Genomic DNA, 26,646 nt, shown 5'->3' with positions numbered 1-26,646 from the left:
CCTCAGAGGAGGCGCAGCGGATCGCGACTTGGGCTGTCTCGCTACAACAAACTCGGCTGAGCCGGCGGCGCATAGTCGAAGCCGAGGTGCTCGTAGGCGCGCTGCGTCGCAACGCGGCCGCGCGGCGTGCGGTCGAGGAACCCTAGCTGAAGCAGATACGGCTCGACCACATCCATGATTGTGTCGCTCTCCTCGCTGATGCTGGCCCCTAACGTCTCGAGACCGACGGGCCCGCCGTTGAACTTCTCGATGATCGTCCGAAGGACGCGCCGGTCAAGGTCGTCCAGGCCGAGCGGATCCACGTCGAGCAAGTTCAGCGCCGTGCGGGCCAGCGGCGCGGTGATCCGGCCCTGGCCATGCACCTGGGCGTAGTCGCGCACGCGCTTGAGCAGGCGCAACGCCACGCGCGGCGTGCCGCGCGAACGGCGGGCCACTTCGGACAACGCGTCCGCGTCTATCGGTGTGTTGAGCAAGCCGGCTGCGCGCGCCACGATCTTCTCGATGGCCTCGACGGGATAGAAATCCACGCGCAACACGGCGCCAAAGCGCGCGCGCAGCGGCGCCGCCATCAGCGCCAGCCGGGTGGTCGCGCCGATGATCGTGATCGGCGGCAACTTCAAGCGGACGCTGCGCGCGCTCGGGCCTTTGCCGATCACAATGTCAATCGCGTAATCTTCCATGGCGGGATACAGCACCTCTTCGACGGCGCGGTTGAGGCGGTGGATCTCGTCAATGAACAAGATGTCGTTGGCGCGCAGATTGGTGAGGATGGCAGCCAGGTCGCCGGCGCGCTCGATGGCCGGGCCACTGGTGACGCGCACCGTCGCGCCCATCTCATTGCCCACGACGTGGCTGAGCGTCGTCTTGCCGAGGCCCGGCGGGCCGTAGATGAGGATGTGATCCAGCGCGTCGCCCCGCGCTTTGGCCGCTTGGATCATCACGCGTAGGTTTTCGCGCACCTTATCTTGGCCGATTAACTCGTCGAGCGTGCGCGGCCGCAAGGCGCGATCGAGCGCGCCGTCGTCGCTGGATAGGTTACTGCCGGAGACGATGCGCGGCTTTTCGGGCAGGCGGTCGTCAGCCATCGTCAGGATTATAGGACATGTGTTCTAAATCAGACCCGTAGAGGGTAGATTGCGGATCTAGACTTGCGCGCGCAGCGCTCAACGCGCTCGCATGTTTTTATAATCACGCCGTGCCCTTGTTGATTGATGGCCACAACCTGATCGGTCACACTCCCGACCTGTCGCTCAGCGACCCGAACGACGAAGCGAAACTGATCGCCCGCCTCAAGGCCTATAGCGCACGCACGGGCAGAGCGATCACCGTCGTCTTCGACCCCGACCCGGAGGCCGACCCCGCTGGCTTCGACTACAACCGTTTTCGCGACGGTCGGCTGGAAGTGATCTATGCGCAGGCATGGCAAAAGGCCGATGACGTCATCCGCGAGATCGTTGGCGAGGTCAAAGATCGGCGCGGGATCATCTTAGTCACCTCGGATGGCGCACTGGCAAACTTCACGCGGCAGTGCGGTGTGCGCGTGCGTTCGTCAGAAGCATTTGAACGCGAGATGCGCCAGACGCTGCTTGCAACGCCCGAAGAGGACGAGAAGCCGGTCGCCAGCCCGTCGGAGATCAGCCTCTGGGCAGGGGTCTTCCAGGAGCCTAAGCCAGCGCCCCAGCCGCGGCCGGCCACACCTCCGCTCAGCCCCCAGGAGCGCAAACGCCAACGCCGCATGGCGCAGTTAAAGAAGCAAGTGCGCGGCGGCGGCCAACTGCGTTAGCGCGCACAGCGCAGGCCGGCGCGCAGTCCGCAGCTCTTGCAAGCCCACTTGCGTTTATTGCGTCTTCGTATAACCTAGGCGTGTTCTTAGGAACTTGGCTTTGATCGGTGCAGCCAACCAATCGCGCGCTCGTGATCCGCAACGGTCAATTCGAATTTGCATCACTCCCCGCTCCCAAGATGTTCAGAACACGCCCACTTTCACAACGCGATCCGGACTGGAAGAATATCCCGCTCGGCTTCACCCACGAAGGCCGCACCATCGGCTCAGATGGCTGCACGCTCACCTGCCTGACTATGCTGGTCAACGGCTTCGGCTTTCAGGAAACGCCGGCCACGCTCAACGACAAACTCAAGGCGCTCGGCCCGAACCAGGGCTTCTTCGGCGCATTGATCGCCTGGTTCGGCGTACCGCGCGTCCTGCCTGGGTTGAAGCTGAACAAGCTGATCGAATGCCGCCGCGTCCCCGCGCCGATGGCCGAGATTGACGCCGCGCTGGACGCCGGCAAGCCGGTCGTGGTCGAGTTGGACATGTCGCCAAGCCCTGGCTTCCAGAACCACTGGGTTCTGGTCTACGGTCGCCAGGACAACGACTATCTCATCCACGACCCGTGGCCCTGGCCCACGGAGCAGAGCGCCCTGCTTACCCAGCGCTACGGCTTCGTCGGCAAGCCCGCACAGATCATCACCTACTGCGCCTTCTACGACAATCCGAACTTCCGCCCGTCCGACGGCCTGCCCCAGCCGGAAGAGAAAACGATCGTCATCGTCGTCAACGATGCACCGGACATTCATGCCGTCGGCGGCCTGGCGTTGCGCAACCGCCCCGGCGTCATCGGCACACAGATCCTGCAGCGCCTGCCGGCGGGCACGATGCTCACTTTGCTCGAGCCCGCGGAGTCGGCGTGGCAGAAGGTCGGCGTATACAACCAGTGGCTGAACGTGGCCGCGCCGGATGGGACGCGCGGCTGGGTAGCTGCCTGGTATGTGCACGCCCGCGAAGTCACGGTGACGAAATCCCTGCCTGTGCCGGTCAAGCGAGGCCGCCCGCGCGAGCTGGATGTGGACGCCGCCGCGCAGCCGCCGCTGCGCGACAGAGGCTTCGTGCGCGCCAGGAAGATGCGCAAGCGCGTTGCAATCTATGAAACAAACAAACGCACAATGATGAGCTACGTCAAAGGTGGGACGAAGCTCGAAGCGATCGGCGACACCGCGACACTGGCGCACACGCTGCGCGCGCAAAAGACGACGAAGCCGCGCTGGATCAAAGTGCTTACCGGCAAGCGCATCGGCTACGTCCGGGCGCACGACCTGGAGCCGGAGCTAATCTACGCGCCCAAGCCACGCAAGCCACCTGTCGGTAAGTCGCTCGACGAAAGCCTGATCGCTCTGACCGAGCCGGACGCGCGACCTGCGCTGCGCGTGATCGCACAGGCCGGGCTGCGCTTGCGTGACGCGCCTAGTATGGATAGCAACACTAAGATGGTGCTGCCGTATGGGACGTTGGTTTTGTTACGCGAACCTTTGGACGTCGCACTGCCCAAAATCGGCCGTCCCGGCCAATGGCTCGCAGTCTCCACGTTCGACGGCGTGACTGGCTTCGTAGCAGCAGAGTGGGTCGTGCTCGCCGCGACGCTGCCGCCCATCCCAGACGTGCGCGCGCAGGGCGTCGTCCTAGCCAGCATGACGGCGCTGCTGCACGAGCGGCCATCAGCCGGCAGCAGGAGCGAATGGCGGGTGACGGCCGGCACGCCGCTGCGCCTGCTCAGCGATGGCGACTGGGATCGCATCGGCGACGAGACCGCCTTCGTGCAGGTCGAGACGTTCGCGTTCAAGCGTGGCTATATGCGGGGGTCGCACGTGCGCGCGCCGGATTTTGCCGACCGCCGCGTGAAAGTAGAAGACGCGCCCTTGCCCTTCGGGATATGTGCGTGGAACTATGGCCTGCACGATCCGTTCGACCGCAATCTGTTCGCTGACAGCGGAAAGACCGGCTGGGTGCTGTTCACGCATCGCGTGGTAAACGGCGAGGGATGCAATTACGAGGACTGGTCGCGCAGCGGCTACGGGGTGATCGCCCGGCTGAACAACGACTACGGCGGCAGCGGCACCATCCCTACGCCGGAGCACTACGACGCCTTCGCCGACCAGTGTCGCCGTTGGGTGTTGAACTCGCGCGGCAACCTGATCTGGGTGATCGGCAACGAGATGAACAACCCACGTGAGTGGCCGAACCAGGACCCGTGGAATCCGGGGAACAACCCGGCCGACGCCATCACGCCGGAGCGCTACGCTGCTTGTTTCAACAAGGTGCGCGCGGCGATCAAGAGCGTGCAACCGCGGGCAATCGTCGTGCCCGGCGCGATTGACCCATTCCAAGGGCCGCGGCAGAGCTGTCTCGAGTACTTCGAGCAGATGCTGGCTGCGATCACCGACCTCGACGGGATCGCTCTACACTGTTACACGCACGGTTACACGCCTGAATTGGTCACGTCGCTCGACCGGTTCGAGAACGACCCGCTACGCTGGCAGTACTATCATTTCCGCGCTTATACAACGCTGCTCGACGTGATCCCGCCACGGCATCGCTTTAAGCCGGTCTACATCACCGAGACCAACCCGCACGGCGCACAGCCTTGGAGCGGAGGCGAGAACGGCTGGGTACAGGCCGCCTATGCCGAGATCGCGCGATACAACCACCAGCCGCACGCCCAGCAAATTCAATGTCTGTTACTATATCGTTGGTCGCGCGACGACATCTACAGCATCGTGGACAAGCCCGGTGTGCAAAACGACATCCGCGCGACGATCAGGACAACCGATTATCGCTGGAGGGGTTAACGATGAATAACAAAAAGACCGGCAACGATTCGCACTTCGAATCGGCGAACGACGACGCCGTCGCCAAGTCGTCATCCGCGCCATCCCAGTTCGAGGCCAACTCGGCGATGGACGAGCTGCGGGCCATGGTAATACCTTCGAGCAGCCTGGCGGCAATGGGCCTTGAGGCAGCAGCCAAGAAGAACCTGCCATCCGGCCAGACGCTGGGCGACGCGCTCAAGTCGTTCATCCGGCAGCTCACCGACTCGCTCAGCCAGGTTGCCAACGACCTGAGCAGCCTGGAGGTGCGCACCTTCAGCTCCGACGACATGAGCCAGGTGCACTACGATCTCAACTCAGGAAAGTTCATCGGGCCGGTCAAACCGCGCGCGCTCACGCGAATCAGCCTGGACGGCGACACGGATATCGTTGTGCCGGAGAAAGGCGACGAACTGGACGAAACGCTGTGGGCAGCGCACGTTTCGATGGTCAAAGAAGCGCAGGCCACGCGCGCCCAGTTCATCGGCTCGATGGCTGAGATGGCGACCCGGCTGATCGCGCTGTTCAGCTGACCGTAGCGGTCAGGCACCGAGACTCTTACGGCCGTTTGCGCCCGAAGCGTGGAAGACGCAACAGCAAATGGATGCCGTTCAAGCGCTGCTTGGTGCATGGATGACCGGAGCGCATGAAACACAACGCTTCGACATAGCTCCGGTCTGGCGCTGGGAAACGCCATCCCACCCACGCACGGCTTGGCAAAGACAGCGCCTGGAGATGGATCAAGGCCAGGCACACATCGAGCAAGCAATCGCCCGGTTGAATCACTTCGCCGATGGATGGATGCCGGGCGAGGGTCCACGAGCGAAATCACTCGACACACCGGCCAAATCACCCGAAGATGCGCTGGTCGAGGCGCTCGAACGCATCAACGCACCGCAGGCTAAGGGCCTACTCGATCCGCTGCAAAGCTCCCGCGAAGAGTTCGATGCGTTCGTCCGCCGTGTGCGCGAACTTGTGTCATATTACGCAGTGATCGAAACCACGTCCGATGGCGCAGTGATTGCTCGCACCCTCGTCGGTTGGACAGGTGATTTCAAGTCGCTTTGGCGCAGGGATCTCACGCCGGAGCAGGTTCGACTGCATGAGCGCAATGTGCGAGCTGCGCTGGCGCGCCGCGCCGTGCTCATCCGGCTGATGAGCGTGATCAGCGCGAGCGCAGCAAAAATCGCTTTGCGGCTGGCGACGCCCGGCGCACAGCTCCTCGTCTTGCCTGCCCTGTGGCAGTTCATCCGAGACGTGATCGAGGAGCTGCGGCGCGCGGAGGCGCAGGGCGCTAGGTGAAACGCGGCAACAGGCCGGTCGCTTCGTGCGCAGCGATGAGATCATCCACCAGCGCGTGAATCTGATTCAGGTCAAGCTCGGCGGCGGTATGCGGGTCGAGATAGGCGGCGTGGTAAATGTATTCGCGCTTGCCGGTGAGCGCCGCCTCAACGGTCAGCTCCTGCACGTTGATGTTGGTGCGCATCAGCGCGGCGAGGTGCGGCGGCAGCCTGCCGATCTTGGTCGGCTGTAGGCCGTTCTTATCCACCAGCACCGGCACCTCCACGCAGCAGCCCTGCGGCAAATTGTCAATCAACCCCTCGTTCGGCACATTGCCGTAGATCACGCGCGGCTGGCCGGTCTCCATACTGTGGATGATGAGCGCGCCGTATTCGTGGCTGCGACGCACCTCGATGTCCTCGCCGGCTTCCAGCCGAGCGCGCATGGCCTGCCAGCCGGCGATCTGCGCCTCGCAGCGGCGGACGTACTCATCGAGCGGAATGTTGAACCGCTCGATGAGATCGGGGCGGTCGCGCTTGATGAACCACGGCACATATTCGCTGAAGTGCTCGCTGGACTCGGTGACAAAGTAGCCAAAGTGCCTGAATACTTCGTAGCGCACCAGGTTCCACGTCGGTTGCTTGCCTTCCTCCAGCACCTTGCGGATGCGCGGGTAAAGGTCCTCGCCGTTGCGCTCGAACTTCAGGTAGAAGGCCATGTGATTGATGCCGGCGCACACGTAGTTGATCTCCTCGATCGGCACGCCGATGTCCCAAGCCAACTGTTCCGCCGTGCCTTGTACGCTATGGCACAGGCCCACGGTCCTGATCTTCGTCGCCCGGCTGATGGCCCAGCAATTCATCGCCATCGGGTTGACGTATTGCAGGAAGGTCACGTGCGGGCACAGCGCTTCCATATCGCGGCAGATGTCGAGGAAGACCGGGATGGTGCGCAACGCGCGCATGATGCCGCCCACGCCCAGCGTGTCGGCAATGGTCTGGCGCAGGCCATACTTCTTGGGCACTTCAAAGTCAATCACCGTGCTGGGCTTATAGCCGCCGATCTGGAACATGCTGATGGCGTAATCCGCGCCGTCAAGGGCGCAGCGCCGATCCTGGGTTGCTTCGATCCTGGGCTTTGCACCCAGCTTTTCGGCCACTTTCCGGGCCACGATCTCCGAAGTGCGCAGACGCTCCGGGTCAATGTCGAACAAACTGATGTGCGCGTCGGCCAATTCGGGGAAGCTCAGAATATCGCCGAGGAGATTCTTGGCAAACACCGTGCTGCCGGCGCCGATCAACGTAATCTTTGGCATACTAGGGATGGAACCGTGATTCTTGGAATTTCGTTTGCTCCCAATCGTAAACGGTAATCCGCACATCGCAAAATCGCTCTTTCCCTGATCTCAAACCAGCATGAACCCCTACCTCATCGGCCTTCGGTGCTCACTTTGCGGCACAACACACGCTCCCGACGAAGTCACCTACACCTGCCCAAAAGATAACGGCAACCTAGACGCAATTTACGACTATGCGCACCTGGCGCGGTATCTCGATCCGCGCGCCATCACGCACAACCCCGATCGCTCGCTCTGGCGCTACGCTCCACTCTTGCCCGTCGTCCCTCCGGCAGCGCCGCATACGCCGCTTGCTGCGCTCGGCGGGTCGCCGCTGTACCGCGCGCCGGCGCTCGAGCGCGCGCTGGGCATACGCGCCGTGTGGATGAAGGACGATTCGCGCTTGCCCAGCTCATCGTTCAAAGACCGCGCCAGCGCGATGGTGATTGCGCGCGCGATGGAAATGGGCATCAAGACGATCTGTGTCGCTTCCACCGGCAACGCTGCCGCGGCGCTGGCCGCGCTGTGCGCCGGCACCGACCTGCAGGCCGTGATCTTCGTGCCGGAAAGCACGCCCGAAGCCAAGCTGGCCGGCATCCTCATCCACGGCGCGCGGGTGTACACCGTGCGCGGCTCGTATAACGACGCCGTCGCACTGGCCGAAGCAGCCTGCCGCGAGTTCGGCTGGTACAACCGCAGCACCGGCTTCAATCCCTACACGCGCGAGGGCAAAAAGACCGCCGGCTTCGAGATCGCGGAACAGCTCGCCCGGCAAGACGCGCGCAGAGCCGATAGCGGCTTTCGCGCGCCGGACGTGGTCATCGTGCCGGTCGGCGACGGCAACATCATCAGCGGCGTGCACAAGGGGTTCCGAGAGCTTCACATGCTCGGTTGGATCGAGCACATGCCGCGCTTCATCGGCGTCACGGCAGCGCTGGCGCCTTCTTTCTACCGCGCCTGGCAATCGGGCGGCGAGCAGTTCGAGACGATCCCGTCGCAGACGATCGCCAGCGGCATCGGCACCGACCGACCCTGCGACGGCGTAATGGCGTTGCGCGCCATTCGCAGCACCGGCGGCGCCGTCGTCGAAGCGACCGACGAAGAGATGCTGGACGCCATGCGCAAGCTCGCGACCCGAGCCGGCGTCTTCGTCGAGCCGGCCTGCGCGGCGGCCTACGTCGGCCTGGTCAAGGGTCGGCACATAGGGGTAATCGGCAACGACGACGAAGTGGTGCTCCAGCTCACCGGCAGCGGCTTCAAAGACGTGCGTTCAGCGCTGCGCGCTGCCGACAAGCCGATCCGCGTAGAATCGCTTGCCGACGTTCAACCATGATATGCGCGATGCGCTGTGGTGGTACCTGTGGCTGCAAGCCTTCGCCTTCGGCGGCTGGCTGATCGCGTCGCGCTGGCTGGTGCGCCTGCCCGACCGAGGCTACGGCGTTAGCAAGGCGCTGGGGCTAACCCTCGGCGGCTTTTGCTACTGGGCCGCCGTCACCTCCGGCCTTTCGACGAATCATGTCGGCGCCGCGCTGCTGGCGCTGGCCGGCGTATGGGGCGTCGGCCTCTGGCTGCGCTATAGCGCGCGCGACGCCAATCGCGCGACGCAAGCCCCAATCCCCCTGGCGGCTTTGGCCATCACTACCGAAGCGCTCTTCGCGCTGGCCTTCGCGGGCTGGGCCATCGTGCGCGCCTACAGCCCGGACATCATGAGCGCCGGCGGCGAGAAGTTCATGGAGTCCATGATGATCAACGCCATCCTGCGCAGCCCGGCCTTCCCGCCGAACGACGCCTGGTTCTCCGGCTTCAGCATCAGCTACTACTACTTCGGCTACATCATCTTCGCCATGCTGATCTTATTGAGCGGCGTCGCGCCGGCAGTTGGCTTCAACCTCGGCGGGGCGATGATCTTCGCGCTCACGCTCATCGGCGGATTCAGCATCGGATACAACCTTTGGGGCCAGGGGGCTGAGGCCAGGGGTCAGGGATCGGAGTTTGGGGAGTCGGGAGTCGGTATTCGGAAGTCATCCCTCCTCATGTTTAATCCTCAATTCCTCACGGGTCTGTTGACCGCGCTCATGCTGGCGCTGATGGGCAACCTGGGCGGGCTGATGGGCGCGCTCAAATGCAGCGATGCTCTGCCGCAATCGTTCTGGGAATGGTTGGACGTGCGCGACACGGCAACCCAGACGTATGCCTGCAACGGCCTGGCACCGAGCGAGTTCTACGGCTGGTGGTGGGATTGGTCGCGCGTGGTGAAAGACACGACGCCAACCGGCCAATACCAGGAGACGATCACCGAAATCCCCATCTTCAGCTTCGTGCTCGGCGACAACCACCCGCACGTGATGGCGCTGCCGCTTGCACTGCTGGCGCTCACCCTGGCGCTGGGCAACTTCGCTGGCGAAGCCGGCAACGGGCAAGATGCAAAATGCGACGCGCGCGATTTGCCTTCCGCATCACGCCCCCCGTTCGACCTCCCCCGAATCACCACTTCCTTCGTCTTGCCGGCCATCATCTTCGGCGGATTGGCGTTCATGAACACCTGGGACTTCCCAATCTACGGGGCGATCTTCATCGCCGCGTCGCTGCTCGGGCGATGGCTGCGCCGCGAGCCGCTGTTGCCGGCGCTTCTGCATGGCGCCGGCGTGATGATGCTGGGGTATTTACTCTATTTGCCTTGGCACGTGACATTCGCCTCACAGGCGCGCGGGATTGGGATCAACTTGTTCAATGGCACGCGTTTCGTGCATTTCTTCCTTATCTACGCGCCGTTTTTGATCGCCGGGGCCGGCTTCATCGCTTCGACCACGCGCGCGGCAGGCATGTCGGCGCGTGCAATTGTGGGGCGCGCCGCCGGCCTGACGGCCGCAACCCTCATTGCCAGCTTCGTTGTGGCGTTAGCGGTCGGACTCGCCTCGCCGCAGGGACGCGCCATAGCCCAGGAACTCAGCGGCGCCGGCCCAGTGATGGGCATGCCGCGCGAGCAGGTATCGCAACGGCTGGTGGAGCGCATCACCAACCCCTGGACGGCGCTGGCGCTGAGCGGGGGCGCAGCCGCGTGCGCTGCGCTCATCCTGGCCTATCGCGCGCCGAAATCGGCATCGCATCCGTCGGCGACGGCGGATGCCCCCACCCCACCGGCGCCGTTCATCCTGCTGCTCTTCGGTGCCGGCGCGTTGCTCACCCTGCTCGTTGAATTCGTCTTCCTGCGCGACCTGTTCGGCACGCGCATGAACACGGTGTTCAAACTCTACTACCAGGCCTGGACGCTATGGTCAGTCGCTGGTGGATTCGCCATTGTCAGCCTGATCGCTGCGCGCCAGGCTGCGGCGAAGTGCGTCGGTGGGGTCGCGTTGGCTTTCGTCGCGCTGGGGCTGATCTATCCGATCATGGCTATCCCCGCGCGCGCAAACAACTTTCGCGGCGAGCCAACGCTGGACGGCGCCGCTTACCTGCGCCGCATCCATCCAGAAGATGCAGCGATGATCGCCTGGCTGAACGCCAACGTCGCCGGCGCCCCGCACATCATCGAAGCGCCGCCAAGCAACGCTTTCGGCGCATACGCTTACGAAGGACGCATCTCGACGTTCACCGGCCTGCCGACTGCGCTCGGCTGGGGCGGCCACGAGCATCAATGGCGCGGCACCACCGACGAACAGGCGCGGCGCTTTCCGCTGATCGAACAGCTCTACAACACAACCGACCTCGCAGAAGCGCGCGCGCTGCTGCGCGAGTTTGGCGCGCGGTATGTGATCATCGGAGAGACAGAGCGCCAGCGTTTCTCATCCGAAGGGCTGGCCAAGTTCGAGTCGCTCTGCGCGCCGGCGTTTCAATCGGGCGCCAGCGTCATCTATCACTGCGGCGGCCCATAAACCTTGATGATGTGCACAGGCTGAGGCGGCGCGCGTCCGCCTGCCGGGCGCGAGGTGACCTTTACGCACCATGGCCGGCGTCTTTTGCGCCCGCGCGACTTCGTGGTTCAATTCCTCGCATGGCTTTCTTCGACCTTCCACTCGACCAGCTCAAAACTTATCGCCCCGACCGCAATGAGCCAACTGACTTCGATGCCTTCTGGCGTCGCACGCTGGACGAGGCGCGCGCACATCCGCTCGCGCCGCGCTTCGAGCCGGCGGACTTCGGGCTGCGCAACGTAGAGACGTTCGACGTCACTTTCAACGGCTATGGCGGCCAGCCGATCAAGGGCTGGCTCATCCTCCCCCGGCATCGTGCTGGAAAGCTGCCGTGCGTCGTCGAGTTCATTGGCTATGGCGGCGGGCGCAGCTATCCCACAAGCTGGCTGCTGTGGAGCGCAGCCGGCTATGCCCACCTGGTTATGGACACGCGCGGCCAGGGCAGCACGTGGAGCCACGGCGACACGCCCGACCCCGAACCCGAGGGCAGCAACCCGCACCACCCCGGCTTCATGACCCGCGGCGTGCTCAAGCCGGAGACGTATTACTACCGGCGCGTGTTCACCGACGGCTGCCGCGCCGTCGAGGCCGCCCAGGCGCATGATGCCATAGACCCCGACCGCATCGCGGCCACCGGCGGCAGCCAAGGCGGCGGCATCACCATCGCCGTCGCCGGGCTGATGCCCGCCGTCCAGGTCGCCATGCCGGATGTGCCGTTCCTGTGCCACTTCCGGCGCGCTGCGACGCTGATAGACAGCAGTCCGTATATCGAATTGCAACGCTTCCTCGTCGCCCAACGTGACAAAGTGGAGCAGGTCTTCGCCACGCTGAGCTACTTCGACGGCATGAACTTCGCCGCCCGCGCGCGCGCAAAGGCCTTGTTCTCCGTCGGTCTGATGGACGACATCTGCCCACCCTCAACCGTGTTTGCCGCCTATAACCACTGGGCCGGCGAGAAGGAAATCCGCATCTACGAGTTCAACCGGCACGAAGGGGGCGGCGAATACCAGACGGTGGAGAAAGTGAAGTTCCTGCGCGCAATCTGGTAAAGCGGTCAAACTAGCCGCTTGACCAGCCGCTAACCCGTCGAACGAAGGACGCACCGGCGCGCCAATCCGATTACAAAGGCCGGCATGCCTATGCCTGCGTCACGAGAACTCGTCACGATTGATGGCAACGAGGCCGCCGCTTATGTGGCCTACAAGACCAACGAAGTGATTGCCATCTACCCGATCACCCCCTCTTCGCCGATGAGCGAGCTGGCCGACCAGTGGAGCTCGGCCGGCGAGCGCAACGTGTGGGGCAGCGTGCCGATCGTTCAGGAGATGCAATCCGAGGGCGGCGCGGCCGGCGCAATTCACGGCGCGCTGCAGGCCGGCGCGCTGGCCACCACGTTCACCTCCAGCCAAGGCCTGCTGCTGATGATCCCGAATATGTACAAGATCGCCGGTGAGCTGACCAGCACTGTATTTCACATCGCGGCGCGCAGCCTGGCGACTCATGCACTGTCCATCTTCGGCGACCACAGCGACGTGATGGCGACGCGCTCGACCGGCTGGGCGATGCTGTTCGCCAACTCGGTGCAGGAGGTGATGGATTTTGCGCTGATCGCCCAGGCCAGCACGCTGGCGGCGCGCATACCGTTCTTGCACGTGTTCGACGGCTTCCGCACGTCGCACGAGATCATGAAGATCGAGCGCCTCTCCGAGGGCGACATCCGCGCAATGATTGACGACGAGCTGGTGCAGGCGCACCGGCGGCGGGCGCTCTCGCCCGATCACCCGTTCATTCGCGGCACAGCGCACAATCCCGACACCTACTTTCAAGCTCGCGAGGCGGTCAACCCCTTCTACCGGGCCGTGCCGGAGATCGTGCAACGCACGATGGACAAGTTCGCGGCGCGGGTCGGCCGACAATACCGCCTGTTCGACTACGTTGGCGCGCCGGACGCGGAGCGCGTGATCGTGATGATGGGGTCGGGCTGCGAGACAACCGAGGCCACGGTGAACTACCTGGTCGAGCGCGGCGAGAAGGTCGGTTTGGTGAAGGTGCGGCTGTATCGCCCGTTCTCCGCCGAACACTTCGTCGCCGCGCTGCCGCCAACGGTCAGGGCCATCGCCGTGCTCGACCGCACCAAGGAGCCGGGCGCAATCGGCGAGCCGCTGTATCAAGACGTCCTGGGCGCGTTGGCGGAGCAACGCTTCGGCGCCGATGGCGGCGCGCGCGCTTGGCCGGTCGTCATCGGCGGGCGCTACGGCCTATCGTCGAAGGAGTTCACGCCGGCCATGGCGAAGGCGGTCTTCGACGAATTGGCTCGGCCGCAGCCGAAGAACCACTTCACCATCGGCATTCACGACGATGTGACGTTCAGCAGCTTGGACTACGACCCGACGTTCGACATCGAGCCGGAGGACACGGTGCGCGCCATCTTCTGGGGGCTGGGCGCAGACGGCACCGTGGGCGCAAACAAGAACTCGATCAAGATCATCGGCGAGGAGACGGACAACTACGCGCAAGGCTACTTCGTGTACGACTCGAAGAAATCCGGCGCGCGCACGATCTCGCACCTGCGCTTCGGCCCGCGGCCCATCCACGCGCCCTACCTGATCTCGCGGGCGAACTTCATCGCCGTGCACCAGTTCGGCTTTCTAGACCGTTACGACGTGCTCGAACAGGCCATCCCCGGCGCGACGCTGCTGCTGAACAGTCCGTTCCCGGCAGAAGAAACTTGGGATCACCTGCCGCGCGCCGTGCAAGAGCAAATCCTGGCCAAGCGGCTGAAGGTGTGGGGGATTGACGCCTACACGGTGGCGCGCGAGGCCGGCATGGGCAACCGCATCAACACGGTGATGCAGGTGTGCTTCTTCGCCGTCAGCGGCGTGCTGCCGCGCGAAGAAGCCATCGCCAAGATCAAAGAGGCCATCCGCAAGACCTACGGCAAGCGCGGCGAGGCCGTGGTGCAGCGCAACTTCGCCGCAGTGGACGCAACGCTGGAGCATTTGTACAAGATGCCCATCCCCGAACCGGCGCGGTTGAGCGAGGTGACCCCGCCGCCGATCGTGCCGCCGCAGGCGCCGGAATTCGTGCAGCAGGTGACGGCGATGATGATCGCCGGCCGGGGCGACCAATTGCCGGTGAGCGCCTTCCCGGTGGACGGCACATATCCCAGCGGCACGGCGCAATGGGAAAAGCGCAACATCGCGCTGGAGGTGCCAGTGTGGGACCCGGACATCTGCATCCAGTGCGGCAAGTGCGTTTACGTTTGTCCACACGCCGTGATCCGCGCGAAGGTCGTTGAGCCGGAGCGGTTGACGAACGCGCCGCCCACCCTCAAATCTGCCGATGCGCGCTGGAAGGAGCTGCCCGGCAAGAAGTATGTGCTCCAGGTCGCCGTGGAAGACTGCACCGGCTGCGCCCTATGCGTGGAAGCCTGCCCGGTGAAGGACAAGCGCCAGACCGGCCGCAAGGCCATCAACATGGCCCCGCAGTTGCCGATCCGCGAGTCCGAGGCGGCCAATTGGGAGTTCTTCAAGCGCCTGCCGGACTACCCGCGCACCGACGGCATCCACTTCAACAATGTCAAGAACGTGCAACTGCTGCAACCGCTGTTCGAGTTCAGCGGCGCGTGCGCCGGCTGCGGCGAGACGCCGTATCTGTCGTTGCTAACGCGCCTGTTCGGCGACCGGCTCTACATCGCCAACGCGACCGGCTGCTCCAGCATCTACGGCGGCAACCTGCCCACCACCCCATGGACGTATGACGCGCACGGGCGCGGTCCGGCGTGGAGCAACTCGCTGTTCGAGGACAACGCCGAGTTCGGCCTGGGCATGCGGCTGGCCTTGGACAAGCAGACCCATGCCGCCAGGGAACTGGTCGCTGCACTGCGCGATGTCATCGGGCCGGACCTGGCCGATGCGCTGCTGAACGCCGACCAATCCACCGAGCGCGGCATCGCCGAGCAACGCGCCCGCGTGGACGAGTTGCGCCGCCGGCTGGAGCAGCTGAGCCCGACATCACCCGATCTCCAATCTCAAATCGCCAATCTCTTGAGCCTCGCCAATATGCTGGTGAAGAAATCGGTGTGGATCGTCGGCGGCGACGGCTGGGCCTATGATATCGGCTATGGCGGCCTCGACCACGTGTTGGCCAGCGGACAAAACGTGAAGCTGCTGGTGTTAGACACCGAGGTGTATTCCAACACCGGCGGCCAGGCATCCAAAGCCACGCCGCTGGGTGCCGTGGCCAAATTCGCCGCCGCCGGCAAGCACACGCGCAAGAAAGACCTGGGCATGATGGCGATGAGCTACGGCAACGTCTACGTGGCACAGGTCGCCATGGGCGCCAACGATGCGCAGACCATCAAAGCCTTCCTGGAGGCCGAAGCCTACGACGGGCCGGCGCTCATCATCGCCTACAGCCACTGCATCGCGCACGGCATAGACATGGCCAAGGGCTTGCATCAACAAAAGCTGGCCGCCGAGTCGGGTTATTGGCCGCTGTATCGTTACGACCCCCGGCTGCGCGCCGAGGGCAAGAACCCACTGCAGCTCGACAGCAGCGCGCCGAAGATCCCTTTCAAGGACTACGCTTACAACGAGACGCGCTATCGCATGCTGCAACAGAGCCATCCTGAAGAGGCCGAGGCGCTGATACGTGCAGCGCAAGAAGTGATCAACGAGCACTGGCGCCGCTACGAGGCGCTGGCGCTGTCGGAGAGCCCGACGGCGCGCACAAAGCCGGAGAAGGCACACGTCGAGATGTGACATGAATAGAAGCAACAAAGTGCTTGTGGCTTACGCGAGCAAATACGGTTCGACGACCGAGATCGCCGAGCGAATCGGTCAGGTGCTCGCACACGCCGGGCTAGATGTGGACGTGTTGCCCGCCGAGCAAATCGGCGAGAGCGAGCGCTAGGTGTTGCATAAAGCAGGCTGCTTAAGCAGCAAGGCACGCGCAGGCAAACAGGAGAAAGCGCAAAGGCGCCGGCCGTGGCCGGCACCTTTCGCAGCGCGCTGCTTGGCCATTTGACCAAACGCCTCACGGTTCGCGCGCGCCCGAACCGGAATTCAGCGAGGAAGACCGGGCAGCCACCCGTGCGTGAGCCGGTGATGCTGCGCCGTCGTTAGGAGAAATCGCTCCGCCGTTCGGCGGCGATGGACAACCAGCGACGGCAACCGACGAGCGAATACTGGTAGCATCATCCCCGTGCTCGATCCGAACCAGTCTGTTTCTCCCGTTGGCCGGCGCTGGCTGCGCATTGCGGCAGTTGGGATCGGCGCGCTGTTGCTCGGCGCACTGGCGACGCCGCACCTCATTTACCCTTTCGGCCACGACCAGGGCATCTACTCGGCGTGCGGCGATGTGATCCGTCGCGGCGGTGTGCCGATCCGCGATTGCTTCGAGAGCAAAGGGCCGGGGGTAATGGTGCTGTATGCCATTGCGCTCTCGATCTCATTCAGCACGGTGGCGGTGCACGCCTTCACGTTGGCCTGGCAGGCGGTCACGGCGGCGCTGGTGGGCTGGACGGCGCGCGCGATGTTCCATCCGGCCGCGGCGCTGCCCGCTGCTGCGTTCTATTGGCTGATCTACGCCGGCATCAACTACTGGTCCATGAACCAGGCCGAGACGTTCTCGAACCTGTTCATCGTGCTGGCGTTGTATTTGGCATGGCGCGGCGTAGGCGATCACACGCGAACGGTGCCAAACCTGCGATTGCTGCTCATCAGCGGCGCCGGCGCGGGCATCCTGATGTGGTTCAAGTACACCTTCGGCCTGCTGATCGCGGTAATCGGCGCGGGGCTGTTGTTGCATGCCTGGCTGCGCACGCGCGCGCTGCCCACAACGCTGCGCGCCGGCGCGGCGTTCGCCGTCGGCGCAATCGCGATCAACGCGCTTGTGCTGGCTTACTTCGCGCTGGCCGGCGGCATCCCGGCGCTGATCGAACAACTCAACGTCTTCCGCGAGCTGTTCCCGCTGGGTCCACCGCGCACCTTCCCGGAGATTGTGCAATTTCTCTGGCGCTTCACCGACAACGGCGCCGACTTGACCGGCGACTACAAGGCAACGGTGCCGCAGTGGACCTTCTTCGGCGGCGGTTTCCCGCTGCTGTTTGCGCTGGCCATCCTGGGCGGCGCGCGGTTCATCCGACCGGTCAACGGCAACGGCCTGGCGCGTTACACCTATCTCGTCGGGCTGTTTATCGCCGGGCTGGCCGTGGTTGCCATCCAGGCCAAGTATGTGCAGTATCACTTCACTATTCTCCACGGGCCGCTGGCGATCCTGGCCGGCGCGGGTGTGGCAGCGGCGTGGCTGTGGGTGCGCGCCTCGGGCGCCGTCGCGCGTGCGCTCGGCGTGCTAGGCGGATCGGTTGGCGTCATAGCCCTTACGCTGCTCGTCATCCGCATGTTGCCCTGGGTATACGACGCCTACATCAACATCATCGTGCAAGGCAAGTCGCTGCGCGAAGTTCACCTAGAGAGTCGTGTTGCGCCGCAGCTCTACGTGGCCGATTACATCGTTGAACATACGCGGCCGGACGAGACCATCAGCTTGTTCGCCGACGCGCCATGGGTTTACATGCTCACCCAGCGACGCAACGCGACACGCTTCCCGTTTGCCGATGTCTGGGCGCCGGCGCACGGCTCGTGGACGAACGCCGAGTTCGGTCGGCAGTTCTACGAACAACTCGCTGCCAACCGACCGACCTACTTCATCCTTACCCGCGACGATTACCCTTGGTTGGGTGTGCGGCACATTGACAATTGGAAACGGCTGACCGACCTGCACGCTTACGTGGAAGCCAACTATCGTTACGAGGCGGAGAACGGGCCATTCCTGCTCTTCCGCCGGAAGGACTGAGCGCACATGCGAGTGATAGCGCTTGGACTGGCGATGCTCGCTGCGCTGGGGCTGACAGCCATCGGCTTACCGCAGGTGTGGTATCCGATGTGGTTCGACCAGGGCGCGTTCGCCGCGTGTGGCGATGTGTTGCGGCGCGGCGGTGTCTTCCTGCGCGATTGCTGGGACGTACGCGGGCCGCTCACGCCGGCGCTCTATGCTCTCGCCACGGCGCTCGAACCAACGCAGCCAGCCGTATTCGCCTTCAACCTGGCCTGGCAGGCGACCTCGGCGACCTTGCTCGGCGTGCTCGCGTGGCGTATGTTCGGCAGCCGACTCTCGGGCATGGTCGCCGGCGCGTTGCTCTGGCTGACCATGGCTACGCTGAACTACTGGTCGGTGGCACAGGCCGAGGGGTTTGCCAACCTGTGCTTCATCGCGGCGACGCTGTGCGTCTGGGAAGCAGGCCGATTCATAGACCGCCGTCAGACGCGCTGGCTCTTCGCCGGCGGCGCATTCGCCGGCGCGTTGTTCTGGTTCAAGTATCCCTTCGCGCTTTACGCCATTGTGCTCATGGTTTGGGCGCTGGCGCAGCGCAGGCATATCGGCGCCGCCGCGTTGGTCGGTGCCGGCGCAGCGCTAACGACTGCACTGGGCAGCGCCTACTTCCTGATCAACGGCGCGCTAGAAGATTTGCTGCTGCACCTGAGCTACGCCATTGCCAACTTCCACAACAAACCACTCGACGAGCGCTGGGCCTGGCTGACCGGCTTGTTCTGGGTGGAGATCACGACATTTGTGCAGATCGGCAGCACGCCCACCGCCGGGTTCAAAGACACCGTGCCACAGGTGCAATCACTTGGGCGCGGCTATCCATTCATCATGCTGCTGGTCGCGCTCGGTGCAGTCCGATCGATGTGGAGCGGCACGCGGCGCGAAGCGGGCAGGCTGGCCGTTCTGTGGCTGCTGACCACCATGCTGCTGAACCTGTGGCAAGGTCACTCCTACCGCTACCACTTCATCATCTGGTTGCCGCCGATGGCGCTGCTGGCCGGCGCGGCGTTCGCCGACCTGCGCCCAGCCCGCTTGATCGCGCGCCTGGCCGCGCCGGCGCTATTCGTTGCTGCCGTGGCCGGCCAAGTGCTTGCCATGTGGCCGTGGATGCGCGACGCCTACGACAACGTCGTCGTGCAGGGCAAGTCGCCACACACGCTGCACCTCGAAACGAAGGAGGCGGCTCAGTTGCTACTCGCCGAGTTCCTGCGCGATAACGCTGCGCCGGCGGACCGCGTCGCCGTGTTCAGCGACACGCCGGTGGTCTATTTCCTGGCGCAGCGGCAGAACGCAACGCGCTTCCCCTATCTGCGCTGGGCCGACGAATCGCGCGACGCCGATGTACGCGCGGCACTGGCTGAGGCTTACCTCAGCGATCTGACGCGCAACCCGCCGCGCTTCTTCGTGCTCAGCCGGGACGGTTTCCCCTGGGCGTCGGCGCGCTTCATCGAAACGTGGAAGGGCATGCCCGATGTCCATCGCTTCGTCGAGGATAACTACGAGTACATCGGGGAGAATGGCCCCTACATCCTCTTCCACAGGCGCACCTGACTCACCGGCTCAGGCGCACCAGCATGTCGCGCAGCATAGTTGCCGCCACCGGGTGCATCGCCAGATGCTCGCGCAGCCGGAAGGTGCAGACGATCATCCAGCCCCGTCCTACGCGTCGCTCTGCCACGAGGGCAGCGTTCTTGTGAATCCAGCCGACGAAGATGCCGGCATATACATCGCGCGGCCAGTGGAAGGGATGGACGCCGAGGATGACCTGCTCTGGTGTGAGATCGGCAAAAGCGAAACCTACTCCGTTGTCCGCGGGGATGTCACCGAACATCACATTGCGGCGGATCCAACTGAAGCTGCTGGCCCAGTCGCCGCGCAGCCCGACCTGCGCGCGTGAGACGACGCGAATATCTTTGAACCACGTTTGTTGCGCATCGTTCGTCTCGGCCAGCCACAACACGCGCCCGCCGGCGAGCAAGTAGTCGCGCCAGGCATCGGTCATCTTGCCGACGACGATCACATCGGCCTGCGCGGCATCCTCCACTACTGAGCAACCCATGTCGCGCAGCGCGTCGGCGTGCTCCGGTGCGTGGAGCTTCAACGACAGCGCATCGAGATGCGGGAAGAAATACAGCGCTTGCCGATTGCGCGCAGCAATGCGGCCGCGCGCCGTCACGAGCTGCATCTCCAGCAGCGTGTGTTTGCCACGTGACACGCTCGGCGCATCGAAGACGATCTGCCCCGCGTCGCTGACGGTGAACGGCGACGGAGACAGATGCTCGATCGCGCCGGCCACTCGCGGGAAACCGGTCAGCTTCCATTCCAGCCGGCTGCCGGTCAGGTCGCACTGCGAATAGTGCGAGACGGGCAGATGGGCGAGTACGAGAGCACTAAGGACCCGACGCGCGCGAAGGGCTTTCGCGTGCTGATGGGGCCGTTCACAGTCGAGGAGTGATGAAGTAAGGCGTAAAACGTGTTGCGTATTCTTCGCAACTGATGGGAATGCGCAACACGCAATGCGTAACAATCCGACCGAACGCATTCGGTGCAGGCTTCACCACGCGACCGCTGAAGTCGCCCGACCCAGAGGTGCGCCGCAGGAACCTGGAGGACGTTCGACAGGTCGTCGAATTCTGCGCCGCCATCGCGTGCCCATCGGTCATGATGCTGCCGGGCGTGATCCACGCCGGCGCAAGCAAAGCCGACGCCATCCAACGCTGCATCGAGGCGAGCCAAGAGCTGCTGGCTATCAGCCAGCCGGCAGGCATAGCGATTGCCATCGAACCCCACGCGATGGGACTACTCGAATCGCCAAGCGATACGCTGGCTGTCCTGGAAGGTGCGCCTGGGCTGAAGTTGGCCTTGGATTACGTGCATTTCATCACGCTCGGCTACACACAGCCAGACGTAGATCCGCTATGTGCCTTCGCCGCACACGTCCACCTGCGACAGGCGAAGCCAGGCTTCCTCCAGACCCGGCTGGAGCACGGCACGCTCAACTTCCCGGCGCTGCTCGACAGCCTGCGCCAGACCAATTACAATGGCTGCCGGGCTGTCGAATACGCGCATCAAGACTACATGCAGACCGACAACGTGGACGTGATCAGCGAGACGGTAAAGCTACGCAATCGGGTGCGAGCGCATTTGTGACGAGGCATGACACATCCTGCGAGCACCCGCCCCCTCACCGACGCACAGGCCAACTGGCTGCGCGTCAACGCTTACCTGCCACCGCTCGTTCTGCTCGGCGTGCTGTTCTCATGCGTCATCGCTTCTGCATGTCTGCTGACCACCTTCCCGAGCACCCCTTTTTTGATCGGCTTCGTCGCTGCTGCAGCCATCATCATGCTGGTCGTGGCAGCATTCACAGCGCTCTACGCCTACCACCACCACCTGGACTTGCGCGATGGCGTGGCGTATGTACGCATCGCGCGGCTGATGGGCAAGCGAAGGCGAAAAACATCGCGCAACACTCCCCGCTTTTACGTCCACTTCGAGGGACTGGACGAGATGGAGACACTGCCAGAGACATACGAACCGTTGTGCGAGGGCGCAATCTACACCGTGGTCTACAGCCCGCGCGTCCGGCGCTGCTGGGAAGCAGAGGCTAAATAAGCGCCGATGGATTGGATGCGCGCCGCCGGGCTTATCGGCGCAATCGGTTTGACCCGTACGCTCTTTGGGCCCGGGCACTTCGCCTGCACACAACCCGGTGGGGCGCGCTTCTTCGCCGTCGCCGCGCCCTTCCCCACCATCGCCGACGGCCTACGCTTCGATTAGCCCAGGGCGTTCTGGTCAGGCGATGCCGGCGCGCTTCGCTCGATCACGAACAACGATGCGTTGCCGGTGCTCTACCTCACGGCCGAATCACGCGACGCCCTAGTTTCGCTACTGGGTGAGCCTGGCGCCAGCGCGCGCTTCCTCATATACCCGCCGGAAGAACTACTCGCGGCTGCGTGGGACGCGTGGCCAACCTCGTTTGCCGTCCTGCCCTTCGATCAGCTCGACGTGCGCTGGAAGCTGCTGCGCGTGGACGGCATCAACCTGTTCGACAAGGGAGCCGATATACCGCGGCCATGATGAAGCGCAAAGGCGTGGTCTACCCGGGCGCGGCGATCCGCGACTGGCTGCGCACTGCCGACATCGCCTACATCAGCAACGAAGTGTCGTCCGGGGGAAGGCTGTCCATCGCCGCGCTTCCGCGGCGGCGTCATGTGTTCCAACCCGTAGTACATCGCGCTGCTCGAGGACATCGGGACGGACTGGGCGCCCCTCGGCGTAGACTTGCGCACAGCGTCCATCGTGGACAACCGCCAGCCTAGGCCGATGAACGCGGCGGCTCAGCGCAGCCCGGAGCGCAAGACCCGGGCGTAAGCGCGCATGCGCTCGGCCCGCAGCGCGCGTCGGTGTCCCAGCAACCACTTCGCACCCTCTAAGCCCCACTGCCAGGCGAACATGCCCAACAGCGCCGCACGCAACAGGCCGGCCGGCACCCGGCCGTGATGCTTGGCGAAATAGCGCACCTTGCTGGTGTTGAAGTAGATCATGCGCTGCGCCGAGACTTGCGCACTGCTCTGGCCTTCGTGATGCACCACCCGGGCGCGCGGCTCGTAGAACACCTGCCAACCGGCCGCCTTGATGCGCCGGCACCAGTCCAGCTCCTCGGAGTACATGAAGAAGTTGCGCTCGTCCAGGCCGCCCACCTGACGGTAGGCTTCCCAGCGCACGAGCATCGCCGCGCCGACCACCCAGTCCACTTCGCAAGCCTCGTCGTCGCGACGATCGCGAACGTAGTAGTGGTCGAGCACCGCGCGCGGCGCAATTGGCTGCAACCAAGTGCTCTCGAACAGCGCCGTCCAAAACGTCGGGAAGCGCCGACGCGAAGACTGCACGCTGCCGTCGGGATAGCGCAACTGCGGGCCGATCACGCCGGCCTGGGGGTGGGCCTCAGCGCAGGCGAGCAGCGCATCGAGCGCGCCGGGCGTCACCTCCGTATCGGGGTTGAGCAACAAAACGCATGCGGGCGTCGCGGACTGAGCGATGTGACGCAAGCCATCATTGCTGCCGCCGGTGAAGCCGCGGTTGGTGGCATTCGCTACAACGCAAACCTCGGGGAAGTCGCGTCGCAACATCTCCAGGGTTCCATCGCCGGAGGCGTTATCTACGACGGTGATGCGCTGTTCGTGCAAGGTTGCCGGGTAACGCTGCAGCGAACCCAGGCATGCGCGCAGCAGCTCGCGCACGTTCCAACTCACAATGAGAATCGCGATCAAGTTAACTTACAGGCATACATACAGCCCGCGCACAGGTCAATTGGTACGCTCGAGCGTGTAGTCCACCAAGTCGATCAGCGTGGCGCGATACGGGTTATCGGGGAAGCCTTGTAGGGCTTTCTTCGCGTTCTGGGCAATCGCGTCGGCCTCTTCCAACGAACTCGCAATAGCGTCCGAGGCGCGAATTTGCGCCACGATGCGGTCGTAGGTCTGCGGGTCACACTCCCCGCGCAGGGCACATTCCAGTCCCTCCTTCCCATGCGCCTCGATGTAGCAAATCATGGGCAGCGTGATTAGGCCGCGCCGCAGGTCGCTGCCGACCGGCTTGCCCACGCTGGCCTGCTCGCCGGTGAAGTCGAGCACGTCGTCCATCACCTGAAAGGCGATGCCGAGGTCGCGCCCGTAGTCGTGCAGCGCAGTGATCTGCGCTGCGGTGGCATCGCAGATCACGCCGGCGGCGGCCGCTGCCAGGACGAACATCGAAGCCGTCTTGCTATAGATGCGGCGATAGTAGTCGTCGCGCGTCGCGCGGAGGGCGAAGTCGGTGAACTGTTGTTGTAGCTCGCCGGCGACGATCACGCCGAGCGTGTCGGCAAAGATGCTCATCACGCGGACGCTCTCGGTGCGCGCCGCCAGGTTGGCCGCCACGGCGAAGAGGTAATCGCCGGTCAACACGGTCGCCGCCGGCGTCCACACGGCGTTCAGCGTCGCTGCGCCGCGCCGCACCAGCGAGCCGTCTATCAGGTCGTCGTGGACCAGTGTGGCCGTGTGCAGCATCTCCACGGCGCTGGCCAGATCCACCACGCGCGGGTTATCCAGCCGGCCCAGCATGCCGGCGATCAGCAGCGTGATCACCGGCCGGATACGCTTGCCGCCACTGGCGACGATGCGCTCGACGGCTTCACGCAGCTCCGCCGGTTGGAGATCGGGCAAATGTCGGAGCGTCGCCTCCACATCGGCCAGTTGCTGTTTTACAAGCTGCTGCGCGCGCTGTATGGCTCCTCCTTTCGAATCGGGGGGGCTATCGTGAGTCGTATGCGACACGGCACGTGCATTCCTTAGCGTCATCTTAAAACATCCCTGCTCAGCTCAATCGAAACAATCGGCGCCCATTATCCGTCGTAATGCGCGCGATGTCACGTATGGACCGCTGGCGCAATTCGGCGACCTTGTGCGCGACTTCGATCAGGTAGGCCGGCTCATTGCGCCGGCCGCGATGCGACTGCGGTGCGAGATAGGGCGAATCGGTCTCGACGACGATGCGTTCCAACGGAGCAGTTTTGACCACGTCGCGCAATGTATCGGCGTTGGGATAGGTGACCGGACCGCCGACACCGATGTAAAAGTCCAGCGCCAGCGCAGCGCGCAGATGCTCCATGCGCCCGGAGAATGCGTGCATGACCAGCCCCGGCAACCCGCATCCGTGCTCACGCAACAGCGCTAACGCATCATCGTAAGCATCGCGGCAATGCACGATCACCGGCAGGTTCAGCTCGCGCGCCAGCGCCAACTGCTCGATGAACGCCTGAGCCTGTCGGTCGCGCGGCGTGGTCTGCCAGTAATAATCCAACCCGATTTCGCCAACGGCGACGACTTGGGGTGCACACGCCAACGCGCGTAGCTCAGCCAACTGTGCCCCGTCGAAATCGGCCGCAGCGTTGGGATGCACGCCCACGGCAGCGACGACGTCAGCATGCCCCTGAGCCAATGCCACGGCACGCCGGCTGCTCTCCAGGTCATAGGCCGGGTTGAGGAAGTGCGCCACGCCAGCCGCGCGCGCCCGCGCGATGGCCACATCGCGATCGGGATCGAACGCGGCCACATCCAAATGACAATGGGTATCGAACAACTCAACCGGCTCGACCTGACCGACCGCCTCATGCTCCATGCGCGATCTTGATCCCGTCTTGCAACACCGGCTCGACCAGCGACGCCTCCCGCGTTTCGCAATACACGCGCATCAGCGGCTCCGTGCCGGACATGCGAATGAGCAACCAGCCGCCGTCTTCGAAGAGGAACTTATAGCCATCGGTCATGTCTTTGCCGACCACCTTCAAGCCGGCGATCGTCGCCGGCTGCGCTGCGCGCAGGCGTGCCTGGATCGCTTCGCGCTGTTGCAGGTCTATCAGCGAGTCCACACGGTCGTAGTAGTGGGGGCCCACTTTCTCGAAGAGCCAGTCAATCAACTGCGTCGGCGTCTTGCCCGTGCGCACTTGCAGGTCGAGGAAGTAAAGGTTGGCCAGGATGCCATCGCGCTCCGGGACGTTGCCGCGAAAGGCATAGCCGCCGCTCTCCTCGCCGCCGATCATCGCGTTCGTCTCGGTCATCTTGGGCGCCACATACTTGAAGCCGACGCCGGTCTCGTACACCGGCACGCCGTAGCGCTCGCCCAGCTTGTTGAGCATCGAGGTGGTGCTGAGCGTCTTGACGATCGCGCCGCGCTCGCCGCGAATCTCCAGCAAATACAGCGCCAGCAACGCATAGGCGCGCAACTGGTTGATGAAGCCGCCGCATTCGTCGCCGAAGCCGCACCGGTCGGCGTCGCCATCGGTGATGCAGCAGCAGTTCGCGCCGATTTCCTTCGTCCTGGCCAGGGCGACGTTCACGTTGGGCGGGATCGGCTCAGGGCGCGTCATCTCCGGGAAGATCGGGTTGCGCGCGCTGTGAATCTCAACGACCTCCGTCTTCGCTCCGCCGATCAATCGCGGCAACCAGCCGGCGCCGTTGCCCCACATTGGGTCCACGAGCACCTTCAGGCCGGCATGGGCGATGGCCCTGAGATCCACCAGACGTTCGAGGTTAGCGATATATTCGACCGACGGATCGAAGCGTTCGATCAGACCTTGCGACAGCGCTTTGTCGAAGTCCAGCCGTTTGACCTCAGCGTCCGAGGCAGGGATAGCTGCTTCGATCTGCGCCAGGCCATCGGGAGCGATCGCGCCGCCGGTGTGGTTGCGCACCTTGAAGCCATTGTCTTGCGGCGGATTGTGGCTGGCGGTGATGTTGATTGCGCCGATCGCCCGTTTGGCGCTCACGGCGAAAGCGATGACCGGCGTCGGTGTTGCGCCGTCGGTCAGCCACACCTTCAGGCCGTGGCCGGCGAGCACTTCGGCTGCCGCAGCGGCGAAGTTTTCTGACTGGAAGCGCCTATCGTAGCCGATGACGACCGACGGCTGCGACGATTCCCCCGCTTTGGGCGTTGTCAGGATATAACGCGCGTAACCTTCAGCGCAGCGCCGCACGTTGGCGAAGGTGTAGTCATCCGCGATGCGCCCGCGCCAGCCATCCGTCCCGAATTTAATTTGGATCATAC

The 26,646-nt window shown here is 64.1% G+C and carries 22 protein-coding genes; 15 read left to right on the top strand and 7 right to left on the bottom strand.

The annotated features are described in order from the left end of the window. Positions 1 to 41: 41 nt before the first annotated feature. The gene (gene ruvB / locus GXH28_RS00825) at positions 42 to 1,085 is read right to left on the bottom strand and encodes a Holliday junction branch migration DNA helicase RuvB (RefSeq protein ID WP_169237102.1); all 1,044 of its coding nucleotides are present in this window, start codon (positions 1,083 to 1,085) and stop codon (positions 42 to 44) included. Positions 1,086 to 1,195: 110 nt separating this feature from the next. On the opposite strand from ruvB, the gene GXH28_RS00820 reads away from it, so the two are divergent. The 4 genes from GXH28_RS00820 to GXH28_RS00805 all read left to right on the top strand — a co-directional run bounded on the left by GXH28_RS00820 (position 1,196) and on the right by GXH28_RS00805 (position 5,943). Then, positions 1,196 to 1,783, top strand: a complete 588-nt coding sequence (locus GXH28_RS00820; protein ID WP_169237101.1) for an NYN domain-containing protein — start codon at positions 1,196 to 1,198, stop codon at positions 1,781 to 1,783. Between the two features lie 179 nt (positions 1,784 to 1,962). Further along, complete coding sequence (locus GXH28_RS00815) at positions 1,963 to 4,623, top strand: C39 family peptidase (RefSeq protein ID WP_169237100.1); 2,661 nt, start codon at positions 1,963 to 1,965, stop codon at positions 4,621 to 4,623. A 2-nt stretch (positions 4,624 to 4,625) separates the two neighbouring features. Next, entirely contained in the window at positions 4,626 to 5,174 is a 549-nt protein-coding gene (locus GXH28_RS00810; protein WP_169237099.1) for a hypothetical protein, read from the top strand. Positions 5,175 to 5,241: 67 nt separating this feature from the next. After that, the gene (locus tag GXH28_RS00805; protein WP_169237098.1) at positions 5,242 to 5,943 is read left to right on the top strand and encodes a hypothetical protein; all 702 of its coding nucleotides are present in this window, start codon (positions 5,242 to 5,244) and stop codon (positions 5,941 to 5,943) included. Here the strand turns inward: GXH28_RS00805 and GXH28_RS00800 are convergent. Continuing rightward, complete coding sequence (locus GXH28_RS00800; protein ID WP_169237097.1) at positions 5,936 to 7,237, bottom strand: alpha-glucosidase/alpha-galactosidase; 1,302 nt, start codon at positions 7,235 to 7,237, stop codon at positions 5,936 to 5,938. The genes GXH28_RS00805 and GXH28_RS00800 overlap by 8 nt on opposite strands. Positions 7,238 to 7,337: 100 nt before the next feature. On the opposite strand from GXH28_RS00800, the gene thrC reads away from it, so the two are divergent. From thrC to GXH28_RS00765, 7 genes are all read left to right on the top strand, one after another. Then, entirely contained in the window at positions 7,338 to 8,591 is a 1,254-nt protein-coding gene (thrC, locus tag GXH28_RS00795; RefSeq protein WP_169237096.1) for a threonine synthase, read from the top strand. Further along, a complete protein-coding gene (locus GXH28_RS00790) occupies positions 8,572 to 11,130 on the top strand; it encodes a DUF2298 domain-containing protein (RefSeq protein WP_169237095.1) in 2,559 nt (852 codons plus the stop codon). The genes thrC and GXH28_RS00790 overlap by 20 nt, the downstream gene beginning before the upstream one ends. Positions 11,131 to 11,249: 119 nt before the next feature. Then, a complete protein-coding gene (locus GXH28_RS00785) occupies positions 11,250 to 12,218 on the top strand; it encodes an acetylxylan esterase (RefSeq protein ID WP_169237094.1) in 969 nt (322 codons plus the stop codon). A gap of 90 nt (positions 12,219 to 12,308) precedes the next feature. Beyond that, positions 12,309 to 15,932 carry a pyruvate:ferredoxin (flavodoxin) oxidoreductase gene (nifJ, locus tag GXH28_RS00780; RefSeq protein ID WP_169237093.1) on the top strand — a complete coding sequence of 1,208 codons (3,624 nt, stop codon included), beginning with the start codon at positions 12,309 to 12,311 and terminating at the stop codon, positions 15,930 to 15,932. Between the two features lies 1 nt (position 15,933). Continuing rightward, on the top strand, positions 15,934 to 16,083 hold the full coding sequence (locus GXH28_RS00775) for a flavodoxin domain-containing protein (RefSeq protein WP_169237092.1): 150 nt from the start codon (positions 15,934 to 15,936) through the stop codon (positions 16,081 to 16,083). Positions 16,084 to 16,374: 291 nt separating this feature from the next. Continuing rightward, on the top strand, positions 16,375 to 18,027 hold the full coding sequence (locus tag GXH28_RS00770; protein ID WP_169237091.1) for a glycosyltransferase family 39 protein: 1,653 nt from the start codon (positions 16,375 to 16,377) through the stop codon (positions 18,025 to 18,027). Between the two features lie 6 nt (positions 18,028 to 18,033). Continuing rightward, on the top strand, positions 18,034 to 19,611 hold the full coding sequence (locus GXH28_RS00765) for a glycosyltransferase family 39 protein (protein WP_169237090.1): 1,578 nt from the start codon (positions 18,034 to 18,036) through the stop codon (positions 19,609 to 19,611). A 1-nt stretch (position 19,612) separates the two neighbouring features. Here the strand turns inward: GXH28_RS00765 and GXH28_RS00760 are convergent, their stop codons facing one another. Continuing rightward, complete coding sequence (locus GXH28_RS00760; protein WP_169237089.1) at positions 19,613 to 20,356, bottom strand: hypothetical protein; 744 nt, start codon at positions 20,354 to 20,356, stop codon at positions 19,613 to 19,615. 206 nt (positions 20,357 to 20,562) lie between these two features. On the opposite strand from GXH28_RS00760, the gene GXH28_RS00755 reads away from it, so the two are divergent. The 4 genes from GXH28_RS00755 to GXH28_RS00740 all read left to right on the top strand — a co-directional run bounded on the left by GXH28_RS00755 (position 20,563) and on the right by GXH28_RS00740 (position 22,140). Beyond that, on the top strand, positions 20,563 to 21,210 hold the full coding sequence (locus tag GXH28_RS00755) for a sugar phosphate isomerase/epimerase family protein (protein WP_169237088.1): 648 nt from the start codon (positions 20,563 to 20,565) through the stop codon (positions 21,208 to 21,210). A 6-nt stretch (positions 21,211 to 21,216) separates the two neighbouring features. Then, positions 21,217 to 21,675, top strand: a complete 459-nt coding sequence (locus GXH28_RS00750; protein WP_169237087.1) for a hypothetical protein — start codon at positions 21,217 to 21,219, stop codon at positions 21,673 to 21,675. Positions 21,676 to 21,681: 6 nt separating this feature from the next. Then, a complete protein-coding gene (locus GXH28_RS00745) occupies positions 21,682 to 21,840 on the top strand; it encodes a hypothetical protein (protein WP_169237086.1) in 159 nt (52 codons plus the stop codon). A 66-nt stretch (positions 21,841 to 21,906) separates the two neighbouring features. Continuing rightward, positions 21,907 to 22,140 (top strand): hypothetical protein, encoded by a 234-nt coding sequence (locus tag GXH28_RS00740; RefSeq protein ID WP_169237085.1) that lies wholly within the window; start codon positions 21,907 to 21,909, stop codon positions 22,138 to 22,140. 260 nt (positions 22,141 to 22,400) lie between these two features. Here GXH28_RS00740 and GXH28_RS00735 read toward each other — a convergent pair whose 3' ends face one another. The 4 genes from GXH28_RS00735 to GXH28_RS00720 are packed head-to-tail and all read right to left on the bottom strand — an operon-like array spanning position 22,401 to position 26,644. Continuing rightward, positions 22,401 to 23,333, bottom strand: coding sequence for a glycosyltransferase family 2 protein (locus tag GXH28_RS00735; protein WP_169237084.1), 933 nt, complete (start codon positions 23,331 to 23,333; stop codon positions 22,401 to 22,403). A 36-nt stretch (positions 23,334 to 23,369) separates the two neighbouring features. Then, a complete protein-coding gene (locus GXH28_RS00730; protein ID WP_169237083.1) occupies positions 23,370 to 24,377 on the bottom strand; it encodes a polyprenyl synthetase family protein in 1,008 nt (335 codons plus the stop codon). A 40-nt stretch (positions 24,378 to 24,417) separates the two neighbouring features. Next, positions 24,418 to 25,221 carry a TatD family hydrolase gene (locus tag GXH28_RS00725; RefSeq protein ID WP_169237082.1) on the bottom strand — a complete coding sequence of 268 codons (804 nt, stop codon included), beginning with the start codon at positions 25,219 to 25,221 and terminating at the stop codon, positions 24,418 to 24,420. Further along, complete coding sequence (locus tag GXH28_RS00720) at positions 25,211 to 26,644, bottom strand: phosphoglucomutase/phosphomannomutase family protein (RefSeq protein WP_169237081.1); 1,434 nt, start codon at positions 26,642 to 26,644, stop codon at positions 25,211 to 25,213. The genes GXH28_RS00725 and GXH28_RS00720 overlap by 11 nt, the downstream gene beginning before the upstream one ends. Positions 26,645 to 26,646: the final 2 nt, after the last annotated feature.

This window comes from Candidatus Roseilinea sp. NK_OTU-006 (assembly GCF_012931985.1).
Classification (GTDB): Bacteria; Chloroflexota; Anaerolineae; order J036; family Brachytrichaceae; genus JAAFGM01.
The sequence above is the reverse complement of the archived record's forward strand: the minus strand, read 5'-3'. Positions and strand labels throughout refer to the sequence as shown.